General features: G+C 37.0%; 17 protein-coding genes and 1 pseudogene. 12 read left to right on the forward strand and 6 right to left on the reverse strand.

The window, feature by feature from the left end:
• The first annotated feature begins 3 nt into the window (after positions 1-3).
• Positions 4-1,392 carry a RagB/SusD family nutrient uptake outer membrane protein gene (locus ACWA1B_RS20265; RefSeq protein ID WP_456910089.1) on the forward strand — a complete coding sequence of 463 codons (1,389 nt, stop codon included), beginning with the start codon at positions 4-6 and terminating at the stop codon, positions 1,390-1,392.
• Between the two features lie 7 nt (positions 1,393-1,399).
• Complete coding sequence (locus ACWA1B_RS20270; RefSeq protein WP_456910091.1) at positions 1,400-4,057, forward strand: alpha/beta hydrolase family protein; 2,658 nt, start codon at positions 1,400-1,402, stop codon at positions 4,055-4,057.
• A gap of 71 nt (positions 4,058-4,128) precedes the next feature.
• Here ACWA1B_RS20270 and ACWA1B_RS20275 read toward each other — a convergent pair whose 3' ends face one another.
• From ACWA1B_RS20275 to ACWA1B_RS20290, 4 genes are all read right to left on the reverse strand, one after another.
• A complete protein-coding gene (locus ACWA1B_RS20275; RefSeq protein WP_456910093.1) occupies positions 4,129-4,395 on the reverse strand; it encodes a hypothetical protein in 267 nt (88 codons plus the stop codon).
• 82 nt (positions 4,396-4,477) lie between these two features.
• Positions 4,478-6,004, reverse strand: a complete 1,527-nt coding sequence (locus ACWA1B_RS20280) for a MauE/DoxX family redox-associated membrane protein (protein WP_456910095.1) — start codon at positions 6,002-6,004, stop codon at positions 4,478-4,480.
• A 163-nt stretch (positions 6,005-6,167) separates the two neighbouring features.
• A complete protein-coding gene (locus tag ACWA1B_RS20285) occupies positions 6,168-7,301 on the reverse strand; it encodes a DUF932 domain-containing protein (protein WP_456910097.1) in 1,134 nt (377 codons plus the stop codon).
• Between the two features lie 30 nt (positions 7,302-7,331).
• Positions 7,332-7,754, reverse strand: a complete 423-nt coding sequence (locus ACWA1B_RS20290) for a single-stranded DNA-binding protein (protein ID WP_456910099.1) — start codon at positions 7,752-7,754, stop codon at positions 7,332-7,334.
• A gap of 482 nt (positions 7,755-8,236) precedes the next feature.
• Here ACWA1B_RS20290 and ACWA1B_RS20295 point away from each other — a divergent pair, with 482 nt between their 5' ends.
• The 8 genes from ACWA1B_RS20295 (at position 8,237) to ACWA1B_RS20330 (ending at position 20,463) form a co-directional block, all read left to right on the forward strand.
• Positions 8,237-10,237, forward strand: a complete 2,001-nt coding sequence (locus tag ACWA1B_RS20295) for an ATP-dependent nuclease (protein ID WP_456910101.1) — start codon at positions 8,237-8,239, stop codon at positions 10,235-10,237.
• Between the two features lie 2 nt (positions 10,238-10,239).
• Positions 10,240-12,063 (forward strand): UvrD-helicase domain-containing protein, encoded by a 1,824-nt coding sequence (locus tag ACWA1B_RS20300; RefSeq protein ID WP_456910103.1) that lies wholly within the window; start codon positions 10,240-10,242, stop codon positions 12,061-12,063.
• Between the two features lie 141 nt (positions 12,064-12,204).
• Positions 12,205-13,734 (forward strand): hypothetical protein, encoded by a 1,530-nt coding sequence (locus ACWA1B_RS20305; protein ID WP_456910105.1) that lies wholly within the window; start codon positions 12,205-12,207, stop codon positions 13,732-13,734.
• 18 nt (positions 13,735-13,752) lie between these two features.
• Positions 13,753-14,961, forward strand: coding sequence for a hypothetical protein (locus ACWA1B_RS20310; RefSeq protein WP_456910107.1), 1,209 nt, complete (start codon positions 13,753-13,755; stop codon positions 14,959-14,961).
• A gap of 86 nt (positions 14,962-15,047) precedes the next feature.
• Complete coding sequence (locus tag ACWA1B_RS20315; protein WP_456910109.1) at positions 15,048-16,640, forward strand: hypothetical protein; 1,593 nt, start codon at positions 15,048-15,050, stop codon at positions 16,638-16,640.
• Positions 16,637-18,301 (forward strand): argonaute/piwi family protein, encoded by a 1,665-nt coding sequence (locus ACWA1B_RS20320; protein ID WP_456910111.1) that lies wholly within the window; start codon positions 16,637-16,639, stop codon positions 18,299-18,301. The genes ACWA1B_RS20315 and ACWA1B_RS20320 overlap by 4 nt, the downstream gene beginning before the upstream one ends.
• An 88-nt stretch (positions 18,302-18,389) precedes the next feature.
• Positions 18,390-19,235 carry a tetratricopeptide repeat protein gene (locus ACWA1B_RS20325; RefSeq protein ID WP_456910113.1) on the forward strand — a complete coding sequence of 282 codons (846 nt, stop codon included), beginning with the start codon at positions 18,390-18,392 and terminating at the stop codon, positions 19,233-19,235.
• A gap of 106 nt (positions 19,236-19,341) precedes the next feature.
• The gene (locus ACWA1B_RS20330) at positions 19,342-20,463 is read left to right on the forward strand and encodes an HNH endonuclease (RefSeq protein ID WP_456910115.1); all 1,122 of its coding nucleotides are present in this window, start codon (positions 19,342-19,344) and stop codon (positions 20,461-20,463) included.
• Positions 20,464-20,810: 347 nt separating this feature from the next.
• On the opposite strand, the gene ACWA1B_RS20335 is transcribed toward ACWA1B_RS20330, so the two are convergent.
• Together ACWA1B_RS20335 and ACWA1B_RS20340 are read right to left on the reverse strand one after the other, a co-directional pair.
• Positions 20,811-21,518, reverse strand: coding sequence for an HNH endonuclease (locus ACWA1B_RS20335; RefSeq protein WP_456910117.1), 708 nt, complete (start codon positions 21,516-21,518; stop codon positions 20,811-20,813).
• Complete coding sequence (locus ACWA1B_RS20340) at positions 21,502-22,809, reverse strand: AAA family ATPase (RefSeq protein WP_456910119.1); 1,308 nt, start codon at positions 22,807-22,809, stop codon at positions 21,502-21,504. The genes ACWA1B_RS20335 and ACWA1B_RS20340 overlap by 17 nt, the downstream gene beginning before the upstream one ends.
• Before the next feature lie 937 nt (positions 22,810-23,746).
• On the opposite strand from ACWA1B_RS20340, the pseudogene ACWA1B_RS20345 reads away from it, so the two are divergent.
• A pseudogene (locus ACWA1B_RS20345) lies at positions 23,747-24,891 on the forward strand (nSTAND3 domain-containing NTPase).
• A gap of 133 nt (positions 24,892-25,024) precedes the next feature.
• Positions 25,025-25,552, forward strand: a complete 528-nt coding sequence (locus ACWA1B_RS20350) for a hypothetical protein (RefSeq protein WP_456910121.1) — start codon at positions 25,025-25,027, stop codon at positions 25,550-25,552.
• Positions 25,553-25,904 lie beyond the last annotated feature (352 nt).

The following is a 25,904-nucleotide window of genomic DNA, read 5'->3' on the forward strand; positions in this document are numbered from 1 at the left end:
GAAATGAAAACACTATCTTCAAGTTCTACGCTATTTTTATGCCTTGCCCCCCTGCTATTGTTGATCAATTCTTGTGATTCGTTTGTTGATGTCGAATTACCGGGCTCGCAGCTCAACAGTACTACTGTTTTTAAGGACTACTCAACTGCAAATGCAGCCCTTACCGATATTTACTCAAAAATCAGGGACAGGGGACTCTTAACTGGTAATGGCTCTGGATTATCGAGTCAGCTGGGTAACTATACCGACGAACTGGTGCCTTATGGAATACCTTCCAACACGAGTTTCAGTTTTTATTATAATACGCTTTTGCCAACCACTCCGGATATTACAGATTACTGGAATGCCACCTATAATCAAATTTACGCTGCTAATGCCATAATCGAAGGGGTGTCCGCCAGCAGTGGCTTGACACTAGCGCAAAAGAATCAGCTTTCCGGTGAGGCCTTATTCATACGTGCGCTGTCTCACCTCTATCTGGCAAATCTGTATGGCGATATACCGTATGTAACCCAGACCGATTATAAATCCAATACCAAAATTACAAGAATGCCTATAGAAAAGGTTTATGAGCAGATTATAACAGATCTTCAGGAATCTGAACAGAACCTTGGTACAAGTGACGTCAATATACAGCGAATCCGTCCCAATCGTTATGTAGTAAAAGCATTGCTTGCAAGGGTTTATCTCTATTCGGGAGCATATTCCCAAGCTGCCAATGAAGCCTCAGCGGTACTTAACCAAACCGACGTATATCATTTGGAGGACTTAAGCAATGTCTTTTTAATTAATTCTTTGGAAACCATCTGGCAGTTGCAATCCCAAAATGAAGGACAGAATACTGAGGAAGGATTACATTTTATATTCTCATCAGGGCCTCCGCCAGCAGTTGCACTGAGTAGCAACCTCGTTCAATACTTTACTGCGGATGATTTAAGGCTGTCCAATTGGACTAAATCCGTGACCGATGGAACTTCGGTTTGGTACTATGCTTTTAAATACAAACAGCAGGATTATACTCCTGTTTCTGTAGAATACTCAATAATTTTTCGTCTGGCCGAACAATTCCTGATTCGGGCAGAAGCAAGAGCCAACCAGGGTGACCTGATAGGGGCTAAAGAAGATCTGAACAAAATTCGCAATCGAGCAGGACTTAAAAATACTACAGCGGCCAGCAAGGAAGAAATTCTGCAGGCAATCTTGCTTGAAAGAAAATTAGAATTGTTTACCGAGCATGGGCACCGATTTTTTGACTTGAAAAGATTTGGCAAACTAGACAGTGAGCTCTCCCCTGTTAAAACGGGATGGAAAACCGCTTCTAAATTATTTCCCCTGCCTCAGAGCGAGCTAAGCGTAAACCCGAATCTGCAGCCACAAAACCCAGGATATTAAAAATAAGATGGAGACAACAAAAAATAATAGTGACAACGTTTTTTCCAAACTGATCTGGCACACCACTTTAATAATAGTTTTTAGTTTTGTTTTGCAATTAGTAGCCTGCCCCTTATGGGGGCAGGAGTTGCAAAAAAAACAACTGAACGCATCAGACTATCATCTTTGGAATGTTTTGCATACGGATAATGTTTCTCCAAATCAAGAATGGGTAAGCTATAGACTCTTTTATGCAGATAATAGCGACAGTCTCTTTGTAAGGAACATAAATTCGAATGTTTCATACGCCTTTGCAACAATGGAAAGCTCGCTTTTCACGAAAGACAATTTCTTTCTCTCCCGGTATGCAAATGATCTGTACATCCTGAATCTGGAGACTTCTCAAAAAGAGCATGTAGAAAGTGTTGTCCAGTATGGTTATTCAGAAAGCACAGGACTATTGCTTATGTTGCTGAAAACAAAACAACAAAAAGATTTAATGTTGATCCGTACCACATCGGGCAGGACAGTTAGAGAAATTCCGGATGTGAGCGGTTTTTCTTTAAGCCCTGACGGACACACTATAGCCTATACCTCGCAGCAAAATGACAATAATGCAGTGCGGATTCTTGATCTTAAACAGGTCAAAAACGAAAAAGCGATTATCCTTAATGCCAGGAATCTATTTAAAGGTTTTTCATGGCAAAAACAGGGTCGTTCTTTTGCCTTTTTTTCAAGCACCGAGCAAAACGAGATTAAATCCCTATTTCATTATATATTAAAACAAGATAGATTGTATACCCTGGATACAGGCTCAAAATCAGTTTTTCCACTTGATAGCTTAAGCATCTGCCCATCACCGGAATTGCGTGTTTCAGATGATATGCAGCGTGTCTTTTTTAATGTTGTAAACAAGAACACATCAACAAATGACAAATTGGAATCAGACGTGGAAATCTGGAATGGCAACGACAAGTGGCTTTACCTCGATGAATTAAACCATGGTCGATTTGAATCGGCCGAGAAAAGTGCAATATGGATTCCGGAAAAAAACTCTTTCAGGCAACTGTCAACAAATGAGCTACCCAAAATTTCGCTGACCGGTAATCAGGATTTTGCCCTATTGTCCAATCCGAAAGATAACGAGCCACAGTCTGAATTAAATTCACCTCGTGATTATTACCTGATGAATTTGAAGACCTTCAGAAAAACTTTGTTTCTTAAAAAACTAACCGATGAAAGAAAGAATATAAGCCCTTCTCCTGGTGGAAATTATATCGCATATTTCAAAGAAGGGGCCTGGTGGGTTTATTCCTTAAAGGAAAACAAGCATACCAATATTACCCTGAACGTTCCGACGAAATTTACGGCCAAAGAGGAATTTTTCAAACGGGAATCCCTTTGTGGAAATCCGGGATGGACTAAAGATGATAAGGAAATTCTGCTTTATGACCAGTATGATATCTGGGCAGTATCCCCTGAAGGAGCCAGCTACAGAAGACTTACAAAGGGAAAGGAATCTAAAATCAGATTCCGAATTGCGGACGCTCCGAACAAATTTCATTACGCCTCAATTTATGAAGACAACCATTTGGAAAATTACGACCTGGACAAGGATCTGTTTCTTCGCGCTGAAGGGGAAGACCTTAAAACAGGATTTTTTGTCCTAAACAGTAAGTCAGAAGTAAAGGAAATTGTGTATCGGGATTCTTATATCGACGAGTTCTTTTACAGTTCCGAAAAACAGAAATTTATTTTCAGGGAACAGAAATTTGATCTTTCCCCAAGACTGGTTGCAGTCGACAAATCAGCTAATTGCAATCCATTTTTTCAAAGCAATCCGCAGCAGGATAATTACTTTTGGGGAAAGGCGGAACTAATCCGTTATCAAAACTCAAAAGGACTGGATTTGCGTGGAGCCTTGCTGTTTCCAGCCAATTATGATCCTGCAAAAAAATATCCGATGATTGTCGATATCTATGAGCTTAATTCAAAGGAGATGCATCATTATAAAAACCCAGCTCTTTTTAATGAGGATGGCTTCAATAGAACCAATTTCAGCCTGGGGGGCTATTTTATTTTATTACCCGATCTTCTGCAGGAATATCAGAATGTGGGTGCCTCAATTGTTGATTGTGTGAATTCTGCTGTTGACAAAGTATTGGAAAGAAATATAATCAAGCCTGATAAAATCGGGCTTATCGGATTCTCCGCAGGAGGTTATGAAACCGCATTCACAATTACGCAAACCAATAGGTTTGCTACTGCAATTGCAGGAGGTGCAAATACCGATCTTCATAATTTGTACTTCAGCATTGGAAAAGGAACCGGAAAATCTGAAATGTGGCGTTTCCAAAGCAGCTGGTGGATGATTGGAAAAACTCCTTTCGAGGCACCGGAACTTTTTGATGAAAGTTCTCCGTTGTTCCATGTGCAGAAGGTCCAAACACCGCTGCTCTTGTGGACAGGAAAAAATGACCCTCAGGTTGATCCGCACCAAAGTATGGCGTATTATCTTGCACTGCGCAGTTTTGGAAAAAAAGTCATAATGCTTCAGTATCCGGCGCAATCACATACACTTTCTAAAGCTGTTAATCAATTCGATCTAACCAATCGCATGCACAACTGGTTTGATTTTTTCTTAAAAGATATTCGATGCGACTGGGTAGAAAATGGCATAAGATAGTTTTTCTAATATTTATGCAAAAAAAGCCCCTGTAATTCTTCGAAAGAACTACAGGGGCCCATTGTTTAATATCAATTTGGTTTGTAAAGTTCAGTAGGACAATTATTTCCTACTTTGCCAAAGGCCTGGGGTCCGGTGTCTCCAAATTGGCGACAGATCGGACGGGTGTTGATGTTACTGCAATTCACTTCCACATTACAAGCTCCTTGCGCATTAAGCGTATAGCCATTTGGCAACGCTTTTGCGGCGCTCTGCATTGAAGTAGTTAAAAATGCACCGGAAACTCCCATTACAATTACTGCTAATGGAGCAAAGTTTCTTAAAATTAAATTTTTCATGATTTCTACTATTTATATTAAACTTTGATCTACTTTTTTCTACAGGTTTTCGATCTAAATCCTGATACTGGCCGGTATATCATCATTTCGAACCGCTGTCAAAGTGTCGAAATTCATTTTTTAAAATTGATCTCAATTCATGAACCACTAGCTGATTTCCTATCAGTGCATACAAATGAGTGGGTGTCACATAGAAGGATTCAAGTTTTTTGCCGTGGATGCCATAAACGGAAAAACTCATTCGATAGATACGTTTTTCGATGTCATAAACATCAATAATTGAAGATTGCTCCCAAACTTTTTCCAGCTCAAACTGCCCTTTCACCTGCGAATGAACAAAAAGAAGATTGTAACAGATTGCTGAGTGCTGGTTTACCATAAGTGCAGGTGCAGACATTGCTCTGTCTCCATTTTTCAAATGGGCAATCTTAATTTTTGCCGTAGTATTGGTATCGATCGTTTTGCCCTTTTCGACTACTTTTCCATCTCTGTCACCCACCACAAATTCATTGCGATAATAATAGAGGTAAACGGACTTCTTTAGTTTTTCCTCATAAAGCAACATGCCGTCGGTATCGAAAACACCATCAATCTGCTTTGTCAAAAATCTTTTGCTATACGAGATTCTGGGGACCCTTTCAGAGGAATAAATACCAATTATTCGGGACGAATTCTCCCCGTTGCTTGAGCGAAATATAAAACTGGTGGAGTCAATGGGAACCGCCAAATTAAAATAAGGGCTGTCTTTAAGTTCTTTGTTTATTCTCCAATCGGAAGTCATGCCTCTGAAAATGGCAGGAACTGTTCCGTCTATCAGAAAAAAATAGTCATCGCAAACTATAATACGTACAAATGAAAAGGGGATTTTCTTTGGGTTAAAAGTAATTTTGATTTCTTGTTCGTCTTCCTGGTTGCCGTTCATTGCTATCAAATGCAGTGGATTTGTATAGTTTCCAAGATAAATTCTCCCCTTTGAGTAGCCTGCAAAATAGTAGGAATTAAATTGTAGATCCTTTTGATAAGTCATCATTACGGGATGTTGTGGATAACGCCGTATGAATGGGTTTTCATTGTGCACAATATGTTCTGAATAGAGAAATAAAGCTAAAACAACAAGCGGGCTTAAAACCAATACAAGTCCTGTTTTTATTAGAAGTTTTTTTGTTTTACTACTAAACAAGTATCCTGTAATATCAGCCTTAAACAGCAAAGCTACCAAGGCTAGGAAAACAAAGAATAAATTAAAAACAAGATGAGTATTCCAGCTCATTTTCTCCAAAATACCACCGCATGAACAAGGAACAAATGAACTGAAATTAAGTATTAAAAAAATATAGGCAGAAAACATTACCATCAGGCCCAAGGCGAAAAAAAGACCAATGCTTTTGAACCGTGGAATACATAATAATATTGAAATTAAAATTTCAATCGCCGGTACTGCGAAGGAAACCCACCAGGCATACACACTTAAAAGTGGCGACTGGCCGAGCTGAATCTGAAAATTTTCAAAATCCAGTATCTTAGCCACTGCGGCATAAACAAAAAGAAGAGCATACAGCAGGCTGATGATTTCAATAATACGATTTCTTATGTGAGGTTTGAGATTCATAGCGCTCAGTTGGTTAGAATGGGAAACATGAGATGATTCAAAAAGAACATAAACAAATGTAAATCAACGCTTTCACGCAAATTCTATCCAAATCAGGCAAAAATTCTTCCAAAAGCGATATAATGCATAAAACATACTAAAATAAAACCGCGCTGTAAATCGGTTAGATTTGCAGCGCCATCGGCATTAAAAATACAGGCAGTCTAAAACTGCCTGTATTCTCCTTTAAAAAAAATGAATTCTGCACTAAATAAGAACTAAAGCCCTTAACAGCAAAATCAAGGCATAAGTCAAAAGCGGCCTGACCTCTTAACTGCGCCGTTCCTCCCATTAGAATGGAAGATACTTTTGCCTCGTCATTCTTGTACTTTCTCACATTCTGAAAATACCCCGTTATAGCATTATACGCACCGAATACTGTTCCTTTAGTCGTATCAGTGAGCTGTGTAGGATGGCTCATTGCATATTCAAAGGCATTATCTACCATATTATTGAAGCAGGCTGATAATTCCTCGTTTCTTCCCTCCTTCAGTTTTTTTAATACTTCCCTGCCTGGGGCCATAGCATGTTGGATTAGCTTTTTAACTTCCGGGTCTGATATACGGGTCTTTGTCCAATAATTAAAAAGCGCTTCAAGACTGCTGGACAATGTATCTGAAATACCCATAACTTTATGCGCCTGCTCAAGGCGGTCTTTAGCATTTGAAGTATGACGGATGCGCACCGTATTGGTTTTAGATTGCATCGCGGCATTAAGTGTATTGGCGCATACTATGCGTATGGGCGTAAAAGCTGCCGTAATACTGCCACTTCCGTCATGCGAGGTAGTCAGGAAAAGATACTTCTCAATGAGATCTTCTTTTCCTACGCGGATGTAATCAGGAAGTTTTGCCGTGATAAAGATTTTCTCACCGTTGCCCAACGCGCCAGCGGTCTCATACATGATACCGTCTCCCCCGACTATGCTGTCAAAAAAAGAAAAAGCATCCCTGTTCTGTACTATATGGTAATCCTTCCCTACTATCCCTAATACCGTATCATTATCGGTACGCACCGTACTGCAGTAATCGGGAACGTCAAGCGTTCCTGCAGTAATAAAATCCTGCGTTACAATTGGAGAAGAAGGCGTAAAAAGCCTTCTTTTCTCCACTTCAAAATCCAATCCTGCATGCGCTATTGCTGCCGCGCTTGTAGGGTATTCTTCCACTATCTGCCCAAGATTGTGCCATGCTTTTTCCTTTACACTGAAAAAACTGTGCTTCTGGGTCTGTTCATTATAATAAATATTATGTCCCATGATTTCTGATTTTTAAAGTTAAACATCCAATTAAAAGGGCACATCTTCCCCAGCCTTGTCTTTCCCTGTCTTAACAGCAGTTCTGCTGTTCCCCTCCTGCACACTTACCGCCTTTTCCTCCTCATCACCTTTGGCACCGCTTCTTTTTGCAAAAGCAATAATATTTATTGCATTAACGTGAAAGTCAATGCTGCCTATTGGATTTCCTTCGCTGTTGATATACACATGCATACCTAGTCTGCCGTTTAGAAGCACCACTGCTCCTTTCTTAACCCACTCCCCTGCTTTCATACTGAGCCAGTACGAACAATTGATAAAAGTTGTCACCTCTTTGTACTCCGAACTTCCCGCCACCTTATAACGGTCATTAACCGCTATGCTAAAACTCAAAACTTCTTTTTCTCCTGCTCTGCGTACTGCCGCATCTGCTGTAACTCTTCCTGTAATTTCCATAACCTTTAAATTTTAAAAATGAGTAAATAATTTGTTGAACACTGATCAATACCTAATGAATACTTTATGAAATACTTAATCAATAACTATTGATTTCCTGCTTCCTTAAGCCCCGCTCCGCCCTTTAAAAAAATTGTTTTCAAAAGAAAAAACGAAAAAAAAGAAAGCACAGATCAAGCGTCAGTTACAAGGATGCGGAGTGCTATAAGTCCCGAAGGGCGGACGAAAGGAAACTGGAGTCCGTTATGCGCATGCAGCAGACGACTGGCGCTATCTTGGCTGCCCTTTTTAGCCGTTTCGAATGAAAACAGGTTTATACTACCAGTTTAAAAATTTTGAAATAAGAAGAAAATGGCTTATAATAATCTTACACTAAAGAAAAAAAGCAAAAAAACAGCAATTTGAATTATGGTTACGGAAAACCGTAATTATTTAAAAACAGTAATTAATATATTTAAAACCTAAAAACTAACCAGCTGACCATGTACATTGAAAGACTAACAATTACTAAATTCAGATCTATTGAGCATTTAGTGGTTGAATTTAATAAAGGGGTAAATATTATAATAGGGGAAAATAATGCCGGTAAAAGCACTATAATGGATGCTTTACGCATTTGTCTGAGTCTGGGCAGACAATGGAGAGATATTGGCATAAAAAATCCAGAAGATTTTTATATCAACAAAAGTATAATTTCCGATGTTTTGGAACCTATTGAATTTCTTATGGAATTTAAGATAGAAGATGCCGAGGACCGGAATATCTTTCATTCACTGTTATGGCAGGATCCTAAAAAAGCCAGCAATATCAATTTAAGGCTCCATTTTCGATATGAAATTGAAAAAGATGCGGCTGGTAACGACAAATTAAAATGGAAAGCAACAGGAGGAACAAATGCTGTAGTGGAGATCTCTGAGCTGCAGCAAATATATTATTCGTATCTAGAACCATTGCGAAATGCAGAACAGGAGCTTCGTCCCTATGCAGTAAACAATAAGATAACTTCTTTATTCAGAGATATGACATCTTATGAAATACCTGATCCAGATGGTGTAAAAAATATCCCTCTTACTTTTGACAAAAAAAATGAACTTTCGCAGGCTCTTGAAGCGGTTCTTAAAAACGAGGACTGGACTGGGCTGATCAATACCGGACAGCAGTTCATAAACGAGCATCTGGATAAAGCTGATATTAAGAAAAAAAGCTCAAAAGTACATTTGAAGCTTTTAGAATATAAGTATGATAACATTGTAAAAGGGTTTCTTACGCGAAAACCTGTCTATTCAGATACCGTTCTGGGAAAAGACATTCATCTTCAGAAATACTTTGATATCAGCCAGAATGGTCTGGGTGATAATAACATTATTCTATCATCAGCTGTACTTGGCGATCTTAAAAGCAGAAGAGATCAAAAAATAGAACATTATTATGCACTGCTTATAGAAGAGCCTGAAGCACACCTGCATCCTCAGAGACAAAATACTTTTTTTAATTATCTGAACACGCTTCAGGATCTTGGGGTACAGATTTTTATTACATCACATTCCCCAACTATCACAGCCAAATCTGACCTAGACAATTTATTGATACTTCAAAAAAATGAAGAAAACAATACAGCATTATTTACAACTAAAAAATCAGCTCTCTCACCAAAAAATAAATCATATCTCAGAAAATTTTTAGATGTTACCAAATCGCAGTTATTCTTTGCCAGCGGCTGTATTCTTGTAGAAGGGATATCAGAAGCTCTTCTGCTTCCAACTTTCGCAATAATGATGGGGTCTGACTATGATCTGGATAAAAACGGAATTGAAATTGTAAATATAAACGGTGTTGCTTTTGAACCTTTCGCAAATCTTTTTAACAGTCCGGATGAAAAAAAGAGATTATCCACTTTCTGCACTATTATAACTGATGACGACAGAAGCATAATAAAGGCCGGAAATTTTATTAGTAAAACTGAAAATATAACAAAGGCTAAGGCGACAGATATATTCAAAGAGCTGAAAAACTTAAAAGTAATAGACGAAAATAATAGGATTAAGGATTTTAATCCAGCCAGCACAATAAAAATTGCAGGGTACGAAGATAAAGAGATTTTTATAAAAAAAATATTAGCTGCTAGATTTAACAAGTTTTCCGACCGCGCAATTAAAGCACAAAATTTAGCTTCTGAAAATCTTCACGTTGAACTGGCAGAACATACGTTTGAATATGAGCTGATAACGGCTTCTGACATAAATGCCAATATTATAGGATCAATTTATAATAAAATGCATTCGGCAGGTTATGTAGATCCAAAAGCTGATAAATTCTTACTTGCTGCTGATATATTAAAAAAACTGAAATCAAATAAGGATAAATCTGAGTTAGCCGAGTTTCTCTCATACGCTTTTGACGAAATTCCCAATTTCCGAAAGAATTTTGTTATTCCAGTGTATCTTCAAAATGCCATCAAATGGGTAATTGATAAAAAGATATAGTTATGTACAGCACTTTATCTAAGGGACAGAAGAAGATACTGGATTACAATAAAGGAACAGTAGTTGTTAAAGCATGTCCTGGAAGCGGAAAAACTTTCTCGCTGGCCGCAAGAATATCGCGATTATTGAGAGAGCAAAGTTCAGAAAAAAAAGGCCTTTGCGTAATCTCATTTACTAATATTGCCTGCCAGGAAGTTGAAGATAAGCTTTCCAAAGTTTTCTTCACACACGTCCCCTTAAAACATCCTCACTTTTTTGGCACCATAGACAGTTTTATAAATACTTTTATATTCCTTCCCTTCGGACACCTCATTATGGGCTGTGATTCACGACCTGAATTAGTTGGTGAGCCTCATGGCGCGTGGAGTATAAAAAGGCACGACAGAGATTATGATCAGTTTTTTGACAAGACCACTTTTGACTCTAATGATCAGCTTACTGCTATTGCGCCTTATCAGGCTTTTAACTTTATCTGGAAGTATCATAATAATAATGGACAGGTAAATGGAAATATTCTGGCAATCATAAGATCTAAAAAAGCATTGTTTAAAAAAGGATATGCCAATCAGTCCGACGCTAATTACATTTCTTTAAAAGTCCTTCAAAAATATCCATTAATTGCCGAGAATCTCGCTAACAAATTTTCGCATTTTTTAATTGATGAATGCCAGGATACCAATGACGTGCACATGCAAATCATAGATATATTAAATGAGAAAGGGGCTGATAATATTATGCTTGTCGGGGACAGAGACCAGTCAATATTTGAATGGAATGATGCACGTCCTGAATTGTTTGATATAAAATATGATTTATGGGACAAAATACTTTTGGATGAAAACCGAAGAAGCTCACAGCTTATCTGCAATTTCATTAAGAATCTGTCTTCTTTCTCAGAAATAAAGGCAGTCAACGAAAAAGTCAAAGATTATGTTCTGGAACCTTCTATCGATAGTTACCTTTTACCTAAGAAAGCGACCTTAAAAGATACTACTATAATAACGATTGAAGAAAGTACGGAAAGCTTCAATGAAATCTTAGAAAATTTCCTCAAAGAGTGCTCAGCAAATAATATTCCAATAGATAAGGAAAATACTGCTGTCTTATATAGAGGCACTGCCAGTTCAAAATATTTGGGACTTAGTTCAGACATCCATGGTTTTAAAACTATACCATGGTTTGCAAACCATTATCATGTCAGAAACATTCTCAAAGGTAAACATATGTATGAGAATGGGTTATTCAGCAAAGGATACAAACTGATGGAAAAGGGATATTTTGAAGCACTGCAGCGTCCCTTAGAAGACCGGTTTTATTGCAGCTCACAGTTCTTAGCAGATCGGATATCTGTCCATGGAATCAAAAATCATAGAAATGAGGTTTTTAATTTCATAAACTCTCTTCCCTTAACTAAAGATAAAACTATTACTTCCTGGGTAAATGAAGCAAATGCAAGATTTAAGATATCTTCAATAAATCTCGAATTCCAAATTGACCTTCAGTTTGGTAATGTCTCTATCGATGATTATTTCGGGGAAGATTTAAACAGCGAGAAACTGCATCCATTCTATTTTGGAACCGTGCACTCAGTAAAAGGAAAAACTTTTCAAGCAGTATTATTGCTGCTTGGCAAAAGAGCCGGTAAAAATTATGATACTCTTTTGAAATCCGATCCTACGATTTTAACCCCTAAAGATCTGGAAGAACTTCGAATAGTATATGTTGCTTTATCACGTCCCCAGATTCTTTTAAAGATGGCTGTGCCTGCATCAGATCATAAACTATGGAACGATAAACTTAAAAAACTGCCCCGCAGCAAAGATTAAGAAATGTTACATTATTAAGTTGTACAGTACCAAAGAATTTTATGACATTTTTATAAAAGTTCCATTCAATCCTGAGAATTACAAAACCTAACATACTCCATATTTCAATTTCATTTTATATCTTTAAATACCATAAAATAAATGAGCTCCTTGGACAATATTAGCGCTTCAGAAATTTTAGATTTACTTGCTGATACGAAGAAAATATCCTCAGTTTCAGCATATGGCACAAAATTGATTGCCAATAAAAATATAACTGGTATACTGGTTATCCGCAGCAGGAACATAAAGGAAACTATAACATTCCTAAACTGTACTTTTGAAGATGTAGTTATCGAGAATACCCACTGCGAAGATTCCATAGAATTTAAGCAATGCACATTCTCAAAAGATTTCAGGATCATATTCATTGAAGCAAATACTTTCAACCTGGAAAACTGCCAGTTTGAAAAGGCTTTTATAATTCAAAACTGCATTTTACAATATCTTATTTTCCACAGAATTGAAGCCCGGAACGGAATAATGATCGAAGGCGGAAAAATCCTGCTTCTGGATATAAGACCCCTGGATGAAAAAACGAGTTTTTCATTTACCGGCATGTTTCTGCTTATTCATACGCTCTCTGTGATTTCGCAGTCCGGCATCACAACTTTTGCTAAAACCTGCGTCATCAACATTATCAATTTAACAGGATATTTAAACACAGCCTCCAGACTGGATTTTACCCGAATAAAAAATAAAAAGATAGCAATTTACGAATTGAACAACGGCGGTAAAATTTACTTTTCGAATATAGTGCCAGCTGGAGCCGAGGGCTTTATTGAAAAGCCGCTTGCTCCCTTTATTGAAAAATATCGAAAATCTGCATTGCCGGATGTACGGGAATTCGCTTTCCTTTCACAATTATCCTTAAATATGGGTTCTCTTGAAATACTTACGGGCAACTACCCTCTTTTTGGCTTCCGCAGATTCATGGAACAGAATCATTCCAATGAATTTCTGGCTTATTTAGAAAAAATAGAGGTTCAGTTCAGCGTTCATAATTCCTCACCGGGAATCCTCGAACTTAAATCACTGCTGTTCGAAAGCTATAAGATAGAAATTAAAAATTCAGATCTATCAGCGGTAAAACTGCTCCATACGAAAATACCGGATGTTAAAGCTCTGGATGATTATTTAAACTACTATAATGTTTACAATGATTTATACACAGCGGCAGTCAGGCAGAACAATACCAAAGATAAAGCCTTCTATTACAAAATTTCCCAAAAATATCTTTATGAATATTTAAAAAATGCCTCTAAGGCAGGCGATGGTGATTTAGGATCTAGAATAGCCATTACAGCATCCAGGATCTTTAGCAGCCATGGCACTGACTGGATAAGGGCATTTTTAGTTACTTTGCTTATAACCTTCCTTTTCTTTGGCTTATTTAATGGAAGCCTTAAAGAAATAAATATTGATTTTAGCGTGAATGGAGCTGTTTATTTTTGTGAGGCCATACTGCCTTTCTTTTTCGAGTTCATTAATCCTTTACATAGGATAGATTTTATGTCCGACGTAAGTCCGCTTGGAGGATGGACAGCTTTATTTGATTTTGCATCAAGGATATTTTTAGGCATCGGGATTTTTGAAATTGTCCGATCTTTTAGAAAACACGTAAGACAATAATATTAAACCAAAATAAAAATGAATTTCCAATATGAACCTTTAGGAGACGAATACAGATTCCAAGCTTTTCTCAAAGATTTGTTTAATGCTATATATGCGACTGAAACATTTGAAGAGTATGGTTCAAAAGGTAATCTACAGCATGGAATAGATATTTACAGCCCTGTTTTAAGAACTGGAATACAGGCCAAAAAAAAAGATTTAAATAGAAATAGAAAATTGATACTAAAAGAACTTCTAAACGACCTATCAGAGACTTTAGAACAAGTTAAAAATTTTCCATTTCCAATCGAAAAGCTTTTTTTTGCCACAACAATAAAAAAAGACATTACGCTGCAAAAGGCTTGCTTCAATGCGAGCATCACTCATGGAATAAATGTAGTCCTATTTTCCTGGGACGAAATACAAGAAAAACTTCCAGACTGCCATTCGGTGAGAAACAAATATTTCCCGCACTTACACCAGGCAAACTTACAGGAGGCTGAAATAAGTAAAAAACTAAAAAAAATAAAGAAATTGCTGTCGATGCTGGAAGTTAAAAAATCCACGGAAAAGAAACAATACCGCGACATACCCCACTGTGAAATTCTGCTCCCTGAAGCTCCTGAAAATATCCAAAAGATGCTGATAGCTTCTATAATAAAAGTTTCTCTGTATGAAGCATTTAAAAAAACCAGCTATAAGAAATTTGGCTGTCTGATAAATTTCTCAGCTACCTATACACAATTTTTCGACGGATCCTCAGGACCCGGCCTGCAGCTTATATCAGGTGAAGTAATTTTTCTTGCCCACTGCAGCAGATTAGTAAAAGAACTGCAGCATAATCCGAAAAATTTATGGAGCCGAATGGATAGTTACGACAATAATCTGCATTTCAAAAATATTAAATTTCGTCTGGAGCTTCTTCGTGTTGAAGGTTTAAATTCTTATGAATTCGAAATCGACGGACAAACGGCATCATACAACATCAAAGCAAAAGAATATGAAGATCTTGATTACGAAAAACTAAATTCACTGAGCGCCGTGATGCCATTTATTGCACAGTCTACTAAACCCGGCATTAACATCATTAATATCGACAAAATAAAGAATCATGCCCCTTTCATGAAATTATTTTACCACTTTTTAAATAGAGATTCATTTAAGCCTAAATTACTTAAAATAAATGTAGATGATTTTGATGACTGGGATTATGAGTACAATCTCTTTGATAACCAGCTTCAATAGCTGACAAATACAACCAGCGCTTTATGGTGTAAACTATTACTATAGCTGCAGCTAAGAAAAAGTGAAATAAAAAAAAACAGAAAATCATGAGTGAAACTTTATCCAATCTGGAAAATTCATTACATAAAAATACGTTCTGGAATGAATTCCGTTCATTCTGCAGCAATTTACACCAGGAAGACATAGATGTAGATCATTTGATAAATCTTCTTCCCGCTATATTCAAGCAAATTGAAAATAACGCATTATCCTATCAGCTCTATAATGCTGTAAATAAGTTTTGTGCATCATCGCCTGATAAAGGCCTGGATCTTTTCCTTAAAATTAAGGCAAACGAAAGTATAGAAATACTCACACTAATTCCCTCTGTGATGGATGGAATCAGTAAATCAGGCAGCACATTCAATAAATTTACGGAAGCGGAACTCTTATTGGAAAATAGTTCAGACGAATTAAAAAAACAGGGATATGCCTTTTTAATTACTCTCACAGATGAAGAATTTATCCAAAAAAACGATTTTAGGGACTTGATTTTTAATTTGATCAAAACAGATATTGAAAATAACAATACAATATTTTTCAGCCAGATTTCCAGAGTGCTCGGCAAATTCATTAAGATAATCCCTGAAGCAGATGAATATTTGATTTCATTGTCAAAATCAAGCTCACAGGATGTACTATATCAGATTGCCAGAATTCTCAGCTACGAAATTGAATACCAAAGCAATACCGGACTATATACAGCAGTATTGCTTAATTTTACAGCTATTGATCCTGAATACCATTCAATTATCAGCCAGTTAAATTACTCCGTGTTACAGAAGCTTATAGCAGACAGTCCTGAGTCATTGGAAAAATTCCTTCAGGAATGGCTGTTATTTGATACAAAAAGAGCAGGGAAAATATTGGTATTTAGTGATGCTGTCCAGCAGCTGCACGAAAAAAACAGTGCCTATTTTATAAAAATGGTGACCATGTGGCTAAATAGCGATCAGCCCGTTTTACATGCAGCGATCAGTAAACTGCTGATGGAAATACCTCACTACGAGTTTAAGGATTTGGCGCTGGACGGGGATTATATTGCCGGCCTTAGTACGAAAGATATCCAGTTTATTGTGGCTAAAATCGTCAGTTACATTTACTTCAAAGAGCTGATGCGTTCTTCGATTTTTTCGATTTTGAAAATCAAGATTGATGATATGGAGTGTGTTGCTTTTTTAAAGGCAATTTTTAACGATTATGTCGTCTTTAACTATCCATCAACCATTGAATATCTGGAAGAAGAGAAAAGAAAATCATCCCAAAAAGTTCAGAGAGTGATTGCTGAGATAATAGAAGTCAATAAAAACTATTACGAAAAAATAAACCAGCTTGATTTTATAAACGAATTCAACCCATCAGACAAAAGGCTCAAAATTTATAACAGCATACATCAGAAGGGATTTCAAATAAAACAGAAAGCCGCAGCAGAAAGCAAAGACTCCTTCTTAAGCCTTTGCAAAAATATTCAGCTGAGAACAGGAAAGGGAATGTTTTCTAAATATCAGGGCCAATACACTGAGAAAACAGAAATGTCCCGAATAGAATACAGCGCTGAATTTCCCAGAGGTGAATTTATAGATGCTATCGGGCAGGAAAAAATCAGAGCTGTATACAGAACTTACAAAAGAGAAATATGAAATTTGTTTTAAAAGAATACTTAGAATTGCTTAAAGAGGATGGTGAATTAGATTCGCTGCTTACGGATCTCCTGTTCAGCATGAACATACTCCCGGTTTCAAAACCTCAGCGAGGAAGACAGTTTGGAGTGGATATTTCTGCTGTAGGCGTAGACAGTGACGGAATAAAAAAGGTATTTTTATTTGCTGTAAAACAGGGAAATATCACCAGAAATGTCTGGGACAGCAATCCAAATTCAATAAGGCAGACACTAAATGAAATCTTGGATGTTTATATTCCCAAAATACTTTTAAAAAGCCAAAGGACGCTTCCAAAAAAAATCATTGTCGCTACCAATGGCGTTCTGGAGCAGACGGTACAATTCAACTGGAATAGTTTTATCGATGAAAATTCCCAATCTGATAAAATTGAATTTGATTTTTGGGGCATCGATAAAATAGCAACATATACGGACGAACACCTGCTGGCTGAACAGCTATTTCCGCATGAATTCAAAATTCTGCTGCGCAAAACTCTAGCTTTTATAGATTTGGCTGATTATGACTGCAATCATTATTACTCTTTATTGGAAAAATTGTTTGAAAGCAAAACGGATAAGAAAAAAGAAGTTCTTAAGGTATTGAGAATTGTCAGGGTATGTTTCAGCGTAATCTTCAAATGGTCAAAAGATGCCAAAAATTTAAAACAAGCTGTTATAGCGTCTGAGCGCACTATTTTATTAACATGGAACTGGATGCGAAAAAATGACTTATTAAAAAAAGACTATGCTCTGGATGAATTTTATAATATCCACACTGTAAAAATCAATATCGGACGTGAATATTTTATAAAAGTCAGAGAACACTTGTATGTTAAACACTCTCTGTTTGTGTTCTCAAGGAACCAATTGGAATATTCTTTAACTGTCTGGGAACAAATCGGTCTTCTAAGTTCTATTGCTTTAACAGAAATAGCAGAGTGCCAAATACAAACGCTTATAAAAAATACAGACTATGCAAATGTCTGCATTTCAAATGTAAATGAATATGTGAAGGGGCTGAAATGCCTAATTGCTAACAACCCTCCTTCAAAATATCCGGAATATGACGAACATCTGATCGAAATATCCCTAGCATTAATCCTTCTATATAAAGCAAATGAATTTGAATTTGCAAAAAATTGGATTGCCAGCTTAATTATAGGGCTTAATGACTGCTTCAGATTGAAAAGTTTTATACCGCTGTTCAGAACAGATTATGAAGAACTGGCAGAAATACATTTGGGAAACAGCATTTCGGAACCTCACTCTTCAATGCTCATCCCTCTTCTGGCTGAATGGTCAATAATTTTAAATGAACCCTATCTTTATAATTTGGTAAAACAGTTAGTCTCTGAAAATTACCCTGAAATAGATCTACAGATCTGGTTTCCGGACGGCGATTCAGAAGACTTTTTATTTACTGAAAATATGAGCAGAAAAAGCGGGCATGCAAAATGTTCTGTTCACTTATACGATGCTTTTGAAACGTACAAAGAGGAAATGCTTGAAGAAAAAAAATTATTTTCCGAAGAAAAAAAATTCAGCATCTTTACCAGTCATTTTGATTATTTAGGATTCTTGTCCTCGAGACACTTTCGATCAAATTTATTACCGATCTACTGGAGGGAATCTTTGGATTAATAAACAGTATTGGTCTGCCGCTGCTTTAGGCTTTTAAGATTAGTAAAATGAGAAAAAAATTATAACAAACATTTTTATGTTCAATAAATTGGAAAAACCAATAGTTCAAAACTATCATGATAATAATTGGGAATTTATAAACCCAAAATCCATTGATAACGAAGAGGTCAGTACTCTATTTTGGAATGCTGTAGATTATATTGATAACAACAGTCTGTTAGCCGAAAAGATCCTAAAAAAACTCATCGCAGAACATCCTTATTACATAGATGCCTATATCCATCTCAGCATTGCATTCAGGACCCAGGGAAAGGACTTTGAAAGCCTGCTGGCTGCTGAGAAAGCATTTAAATTAGGAATTGGCTGCCTGCCTGAAACATTTGATTTAAAAAAGGATAAAATTGCTTGGTTCAATATAAACAACAGGCCGTTTTTAAGAGCTTGCCAGAATTTTGGGCTAGAATGCCACTACCATAAGAAATTTTCCGAAGCTGCCGAGATTTATAAACTAAACTTAGATTTAAATGAAGAAGACCATCAGGGAATCAGGTATCTTCTGCTTGAAACTCTCTTTGCCGCTGAAGAGTACAAAAAGGCGGAGGACTTATTGCATCAGCATGCAGATGACTTCTCAATAGAATTTAAATTCGGCACAGTTGCAATACATATTTTGAACGGCAATTTTGAGCAGGCAGACAAACATCTGAAAGAGGCAATTAAAACAAACCTTTTTTTTATTAATGAAGTTCTAAAGAGCAAACATTTAAAACCGCTTCCTTACAGAATACCAGGCGAACCGAATTTTGATGCTGGAATTCCCACTCGATCGGTCCAGGAGGCTTATGATTACTGGAAGAGAAATGAAGCACTTTATAAGAACAAAAAAATTATCAGCTACTTCAAAACAGCTCAAAAAAAAGCTGCAAAACAATGATGAGTCATTCTGCACACGCAAAATACTTTTGTAATTAAATAGCTACTATTTTTAATCTGCAGACCAAAGCAATTGCGATTGTACCAGCTGTAATATCAGGAACAATATGAGTAAAACAACATTTGACAATGTAACTAGAAGCGCTATTTGGATAGTACATAAGAATTTATGCTTCTACTGCAGTCAGAATTTAGATTGGGGAGATCTAGAGATAGATCATATAATCCCTGAATCTCTAAAGAACAAACCGGAAGAATTTGAAAAAGTTAGAAATGATCTAGGTTTGGATTACGATTTCAACCTGAATGGCTTATACAACCTGGTGCCTTCACACAGTAAATGCAACTTAAGAAAAAGCAATGATATTTTTACCAAGAACAGCATTCTTTATTATATTTCGCTTGCTTCCGCAGCTGAAGTAAAAGTCAAAACTGAAATCGAGAAGCTGAAAAAAAAGAAAAATAAAGGATTAATTATTTCAAAACTGCAGGCTGCTCTTTCAGCAAATATTATAAATGCAGAGGAGCTGAAAAATATTCTGCGAGATGCGGCGATAAAAGATTGGAAAATCAGAGAAATTAAACTGCCTGTAGGCATCGAATTTATCGATGAAATATTTGATGTGTTCTATTTGGATACAGATTTCTCAAGTCTTTTAGACAAAAAGCTGCTGATTTATAATGATGATGATTATCTGGAATTATCAAATGACAATGATGAGAAAATTATTGTCTCTACATTAAATGAGTGGAAGGAAGCTTGCGGCAAAGGATTTTATCCTCTTACTACATACGCCATTAAAACATCGCATACTTTTTCCTTCTTTGAGGAATTTATTGATGCATTGAAAAAGGCGAAAATGCCCAAAGTTTCTTTTATTGACGAACCATGGATAAATATAAACATGCTTGATTATCTTTCTCCGAGTATTCTTTTCGATGCTGAAGGCAGACTGGACAGTTACATTCAAGAAGGGGTTTCCGTTGGTGAAATGGTTAGAAGAGGAATTGTTAAATTAGATACTTCTCCTGGCGTTTTCGAATTCAGTTTAGAATTTGAGGGCTTTGAAACTTCTTTATTGGAGCAGTTCAGAGCAGATTTCAATGATGATGGAATCGAAGATATTTTTGTCAGGGGCTGGGTTAGTTCGATTGGAGGAACTATGGGGTTTGGTTTCACTGATATATTGACAAGACTATCTGAAAAGCAATTAATTCATAAAACATAGTCTTGTCGCCAATTTTAAGAGATCTATTGCAATTGCAAACTTTGCCCAATAAGCATTCTTTTAGTTAATTTACTTACGGATTTAAAACAAAAGTCTTTAGAAAAGAATAGCTGCATCATCCAGCTTTTTAAATAAAACAGAAATTCCAACCATCTGCTCATTCACCTGCCAAAATCAAAAAAAATCTGCAAAAACTAAAAAAAATCTAAAAAAAAGAAGAGAAGAGAAAAAAACAATCTAAAAAAATAGAAATATAACTAACGAAGTCTTACACTTCCTAAAAATTAAAAAACTTCGCCCATCTACAAAAAAACATAGTTCAGGTAATGAGAGCATTTAAAAAAATACTAGATCTGTCCATTAGCCCTTACCACTCGATCTGCTGTATTTACAACAAACTCCTTATAGGTATTATATCGATCGCTCCAGACCAATTCAATTTCATGCAAAACCTCTTGTTCTGTTTCAAAAATCTTGCACCAAAGCGAATAAAATCCAATTAAAGATGTTTCTGCAATCTGTTCTGCTAGCATCTTTTTTCCCGCACTGGGAGCGTCATTTCTCACAATGCTCCAGCGGTTATAAGATGACATAGCCGTAATCTTTACTTCGTCTCTCAGCCTCCACCTAGAATCAGCCTCGGTAGGTTCATTTGGATTTCCGGGATATCTGTCCAGTCCAACCAACGTAATGAGACTTTGGGCAATAGCCTGCTGGCCGGCATCTAAAGATGGCTTTAACTGAAGTATTCTATTATCCAGCGTATAATCAAACAGCAGATCGGTATTATCAATATCAGGCCAGTAATAACCGTTCCTGCCGGTATTATTATCACTTTTTATCGTATTGCAGTACTTGCAGGAAAGCAGGAAATTTTCCCAGCTGAGTTCGTCCCCGCCATGATGTATCGGGTGCACATGCTCCACCTCAATCATGTTATTTGTTCCCATTTCACAGTAGGAACAGTAGTACCCGATCTGTCCTGCCAGATCATGTCTGGCTTCACCGTATCTTCTGTAAACAGCCGGCGCTGCGCCTTTATTGATCGCTCTCATTCCTATTTTTTAAATATTCCTGAAGAATTTCTTCTTCCTTCATTACAGAAAACAGTGCCGTATCATTGGTAAAGGGTCTTACCGCATCCAGAAACTTTTCTTTCAGCTCGTCATTTAAAGTTCCCTTTCTTACCGCATCATAATAAAGCGGTGCCAATTCGTAAAGTTCCTGGCGTTTTTTGCTCCATTGCGGATTTTCAACCTTCTGATGAAGCTCGGCTATATCTTCGATGCTCAGATTTACCCCGCTGTTGTTTTCCCTTATCCTGTTATTGTGTATAATCAGAAGTTCGTTCTCCTCGGTTTCCTGAATAATAAATGGGGAATGTGTCGTACAGATAAACTGTATTTTCGGAAAAGTGGATTTTAATGCCTTTACGATTTTTCGCTGCCATTCCGGGTGCAGATGTAGATCCAGCTCATCAATCAGGATGATTCCCTCGGTTTCAAGCAAGGCATTTTCTTTCAAATGCGGATTTAAAGTAGTGGCCTTATAGGCTATATCGGATATTAATGCAAAAAAGTTTCTGGTACCGTCGCTCAGGTAAGTGAATGGCAACACTCTTCCGTCATTGAATTCCACTTTCAATCCCTGCGGTTTATCCGGGTCAAACTCATAAAAGAAATATCTGCAGTCCGGAAGGTTACTGATCACGGCCTGCTGCACAAGTCTCATGGCAGTGTCCTCACCCCGCCTCTGGATTCGAGAAATTTCTTTGGCCTTAAACCATTTATGAAATTCCTTGTAAGTTGATTTTGATTCTAGACATTTATCGTACGCCCTGAAACGCGAAGCAATATGCACTTTGGAGTCCTCCTCTTTCTTTACACGCGTTTCTTTTGCTTCATCAAATAAACGGCCTGTCGCATAATAGGCCAAAAGAGGCAGATTTACATTTTCTCCTGCGGATATGGTATTCTGAAGCTGTTCTGCATAAAGGCTCACTTCCCTTGCTGCAGTAGAGGTTGTGCGGTTTTTGATTCCGCTCAGCGATCTGCTCCAGCACAATTCCGTACCGTTAATGATACCGCAGGCTTCTATCTCTACGGGAAACTGATACTCTTCGGAGTATTCAAATGCTGCGATGCGGATATCATTTTTATAAATCCCCTTTGCATACACATTGCGGATTCCGAGAAAAAAAGATGACATAGCAACAGTTAAGGCTTCCAGAAGCGCCGTTTTTCCGCTTCCGTTATCCCCGATAATAAGATTAAAATTGGATTGAAAATCTACTTCAAGAGCATCATATCCTCTGAAATTTTTTATATAAAGCTTATTAATTTTCATTAACCGTAAAATGATTTAATTTCTCTCCTGATCATATTGCCTGAACTTATAATCAGCTGTTCAAATTTAGTAAAATTGAGGCAAGTAACATTAGTAATATGATGTTTTTTTGAAGAAATCACCTAACGCCGGTCCTGTTCAAATCAGTTTATTTTGAGTAAAGAGGCGGCACTGTATTTAGAAGATGCCGTTTCAAGGCATCAAAAATGGCGTAATTAGTAATTAATTTGCCTTATATTAGCTGTAGAAATACGGTTTTTAAAAAGTAACTTCTTTACGAATGCTTATCCGTTTTACTATCTGTAAACTGATTAATAATACCGTAAGCCAGCGAAGTTTATAACAACTCGCCCACCCGTAAAATATACCTGATGCCGAATTATGATTTCTCTACTCTGAATCCGATTGATTTTGAAAAATTAGTCTGTGATCTACTGAATGCCAGCATTAAATTTGAGTCCGGCTCCATGCTCAGAAGCTTTAAATAAGGCAAAGACGGAGGCGTGGACCTGCTGCTTTCCACTCCCGATAATGACATTGAAGCTGCCGTACAGATCAAACATTCCCGTAAAGGTACTTTTACGTCTTTGAAAAGAGAACTAAAATCAGAATTAGAAAAAGTCAGAAGGCTTAACCTAAAAAATATCTTTTTGTTACTTAACTGGAGTTGAGCCTACACAATAAAAAAGAAATCAAGGCTGTTTTTGCCCCTTATATCATAACTCTTGAGCACATTCTGGGAAGGGATGACCTTAACGACATACTGCGAATCAACAAACAGATTGAAGAACGACATTTCAAATTATGGTTTTCCAGTTCCCTGGCGATTGAAAAATTAAACCGGTATAAATTTGCCGGCCGGAACAGTGAATTTTCAGAAAGCGGGATGAAAAAAAAGCTGAGGCTCTTTGTAAGCATCAAAGAACTGAGAAGTGCCATGCAGCTCCTCACTCAAAACCGTTTCCTGGTTATCACCGGCGAGCCGGGAGTCGGAAAAACCACGCTCTCCGAAATTCTTATCTACAAATATCTTTCTCAGGATTTCCAGCTGACCGTTATTTATGATGATATTAAAGAGATTGAAGGAATTTTAAGGGATGACGACAGCAGGCAGATATTTTACTTTGACGATTTCTTGGGCCATACCCAGGCCGAAATACTAAAGCAGCTGAAACATCATTGCTGAAAATCCTATCAAGAATAGAGAAATCTCAAAACAAATATCTCATATTAAATACGAGAAAGTTCATCTTGAACACCTTCTTGGATGAGTCTGAAAGGTTCAGAAATTTCAATCCGCTTCGAAGCGAAAATAAAATCGAGCTGCATTCGTATTCTTATGGAGCAAAACGCCGTATGCTTGATAACCATCTGGCGCAATCTGAGTTAAGCCCCGAACAGGCTGCAGTTTTAAAAAGCCTTGCCTATCTTATTTGCGACCACAGAAATTTTTCTCCCAGACATCTGGAGTTTTATACCGACAGGCATCTTGTGGGCGAATTTGATCCTGCCCATTATAAATCATTTATAATCGACAATCTTGACAATCCAAGAAAAATATGGAAACACGCCTATATGAACCAAATCAGCGACATGGAAAGGTTTTTATTAAATACGCTTTATTCGCTCGGTTTAGAAGTATCGGATGAATTACTGGAGCAGGCCTTTTCGGTACGATTAAATTACGAAGTGAAGCACAACAACTATTTCAAAACTATTGATCCGTTTAACAACAGCATCCGAAAACTGAATGACGGATTTATAGTTCACTTTAAGGCCAGAGCTTTAACCGGTTTTTCCTTTATTAATCCTTCACTGGAAGATTTTCTTAAATATTTTATTGAAAATAATAAATTTGAACGGGAAAGAATTCTGCTCTCCTCTATTCACATTTCGCAATGGTTTGTCTTTTTTCCACCTTTCGGCAGCAATTTAGCGGAACACCATCTGCTACTGCACCTTAATGCCTGTTATGCCGAAAATGCCGGCAATAATATTGATCTGTTCAAAAGTGCCGTTTTCTTGGTTTCACTGCAACATAAAAACTGCATGGAGATTGGAAGAATTCTGAAAAAAAATTAAAAATTGGAACATTCTCTGCCAGGATGAATTTATCAGTGCCTGTTCTGTGCCCTTCCTGAAGGAATGCCTTAAAAATAAAGTTTTAATTTATGCGGTAGGCAAACTGGAGCTCGAGTTTTTTCTAAATCTTCTTTTGAACAGCGAAACACTTGAAGAAATTTACGAACTCATTCACATTTTTAAAAACCATTTCTATTTAAATTTTATCGAAATCTTCGGCCTTAACAGTTCCTTTTACGGGAGCAATAAAGAAAAAGTGATTGCAGTATGCGCTTTATGCACAAGACTTCTGGAGCAGCTGGTGGAAGAAAAGTATCAGTTGCTGTACAAGAATGCGGACCATGACGGGCACATCGATATATTGGAGCAGCTTGAGGAATATCTGAAATTTGTCAGGGATTTTATAAGCAGGAATATCAGCATAGTTTATGATCATCTGTATGTTCCGGACTGGAATCAGGTTGCAGAACAGAATTACCTGAATCAGCTGACGGGGTCAGGAGAAATGCACACGGATCAGGATAATGAGGATGCAGATCCCTATCTTGATTATTATGATGATGAAGATCTTTATGATTATGAAAATGAGAGAATTTCGGCCGGACAACATACTGCCGGCATTCAGAACTGGCTGGATGAAGCGGGCGATCTTCCATTTTAGCACCTTGAAGGAAAATTGTGAGATAAATTCTGCCGTACTGATGAATTAAAAACCTTGTTTATTTTAATCAGTCTTTTGTTTATTTTCCATCTTTTGTACTCCGCATTTGTAAATGGAAGAAATACCTTTTATCACAAAAAGTTAAGGCAGTTTTGTGAAATAATGAATTCGATTTGACTTTAATTCATGCAATTTAAATAATCATCCTATTCCAACCAACCTCCCCATCACCGGCCAAAACCAAATAAAAAAAAATATGAGAAAAAACAAAACTAACTAACTAACTAACTAACTAACTAACTAACTAACTAACTAACTAACTAACTAACTAACTAACTAACTAACTAACTAA

This window comes from Flavobacterium xizangense (assembly GCF_054075145.1).

What these genes read in the sequence shown, in the direction of transcription:
- ACWA1B_RS20265 (WP_456910089.1), top strand. Translation starts at nt 4, where the DNA reads ATGAAAACACTATCTTCAAGTTCTACGCTATTTTTATGCCTTGCCCCC.
- ACWA1B_RS20270 (WP_456910091.1), top strand. Translation starts at nt 1,400, where the DNA reads ATGGAGACAACAAAAAATAATAGTGACAACGTTTTTTCCAAACTGATC.
- ACWA1B_RS20275 (WP_456910093.1), bottom strand. Translation starts at nt 4,395, where the DNA reads ATGAAAAATTTAATTTTAAGAAACTTTGCTCCATTAGCAGTAATTGTA.
- ACWA1B_RS20280 (WP_456910095.1), bottom strand. Translation starts at nt 6,004, where the DNA reads ATGAATCTCAAACCTCACATAAGAAATCGTATTATTGAAATCATCAGC.
- ACWA1B_RS20285 (WP_456910097.1), bottom strand. Translation starts at nt 7,301, where the DNA reads ATGGGACATAATATTTATTATAATGAACAGACCCAGAAGCACAGTTTT.
- ACWA1B_RS20290 (WP_456910099.1), bottom strand. Translation starts at nt 7,754, where the DNA reads ATGGAAATTACAGGAAGAGTTACAGCAGATGCGGCAGTACGCAGAGCA.
- ACWA1B_RS20295 (WP_456910101.1), top strand. Translation starts at nt 8,237, where the DNA reads ATGTACATTGAAAGACTAACAATTACTAAATTCAGATCTATTGAGCAT.
- ACWA1B_RS20300 (WP_456910103.1), top strand. Translation starts at nt 10,240, where the DNA reads ATGTACAGCACTTTATCTAAGGGACAGAAGAAGATACTGGATTACAAT.
- ACWA1B_RS20305 (WP_456910105.1), top strand. Translation starts at nt 12,205, where the DNA reads ATGAGCTCCTTGGACAATATTAGCGCTTCAGAAATTTTAGATTTACTT.
- ACWA1B_RS20310 (WP_456910107.1), top strand. Translation starts at nt 13,753, where the DNA reads ATGAATTTCCAATATGAACCTTTAGGAGACGAATACAGATTCCAAGCT.
- ACWA1B_RS20315 (WP_456910109.1), top strand. Translation starts at nt 15,048, where the DNA reads ATGAGTGAAACTTTATCCAATCTGGAAAATTCATTACATAAAAATACG.
- ACWA1B_RS20320 (WP_456910111.1), top strand. Translation starts at nt 16,637, where the DNA reads ATGAAATTTGTTTTAAAAGAATACTTAGAATTGCTTAAAGAGGATGGT.
- ACWA1B_RS20330 (WP_456910115.1), top strand. Translation starts at nt 19,342, where the DNA reads ATGAGTAAAACAACATTTGACAATGTAACTAGAAGCGCTATTTGGATA.
- ACWA1B_RS20335 (WP_456910117.1), bottom strand. Translation starts at nt 21,518, where the DNA reads ATGAGAGCGATCAATAAAGGCGCAGCGCCGGCTGTTTACAGAAGATAC.
- ACWA1B_RS20340 (WP_456910119.1), bottom strand. Translation starts at nt 22,809, where the DNA reads ATGAAAATTAATAAGCTTTATATAAAAAATTTCAGAGGATATGATGCT.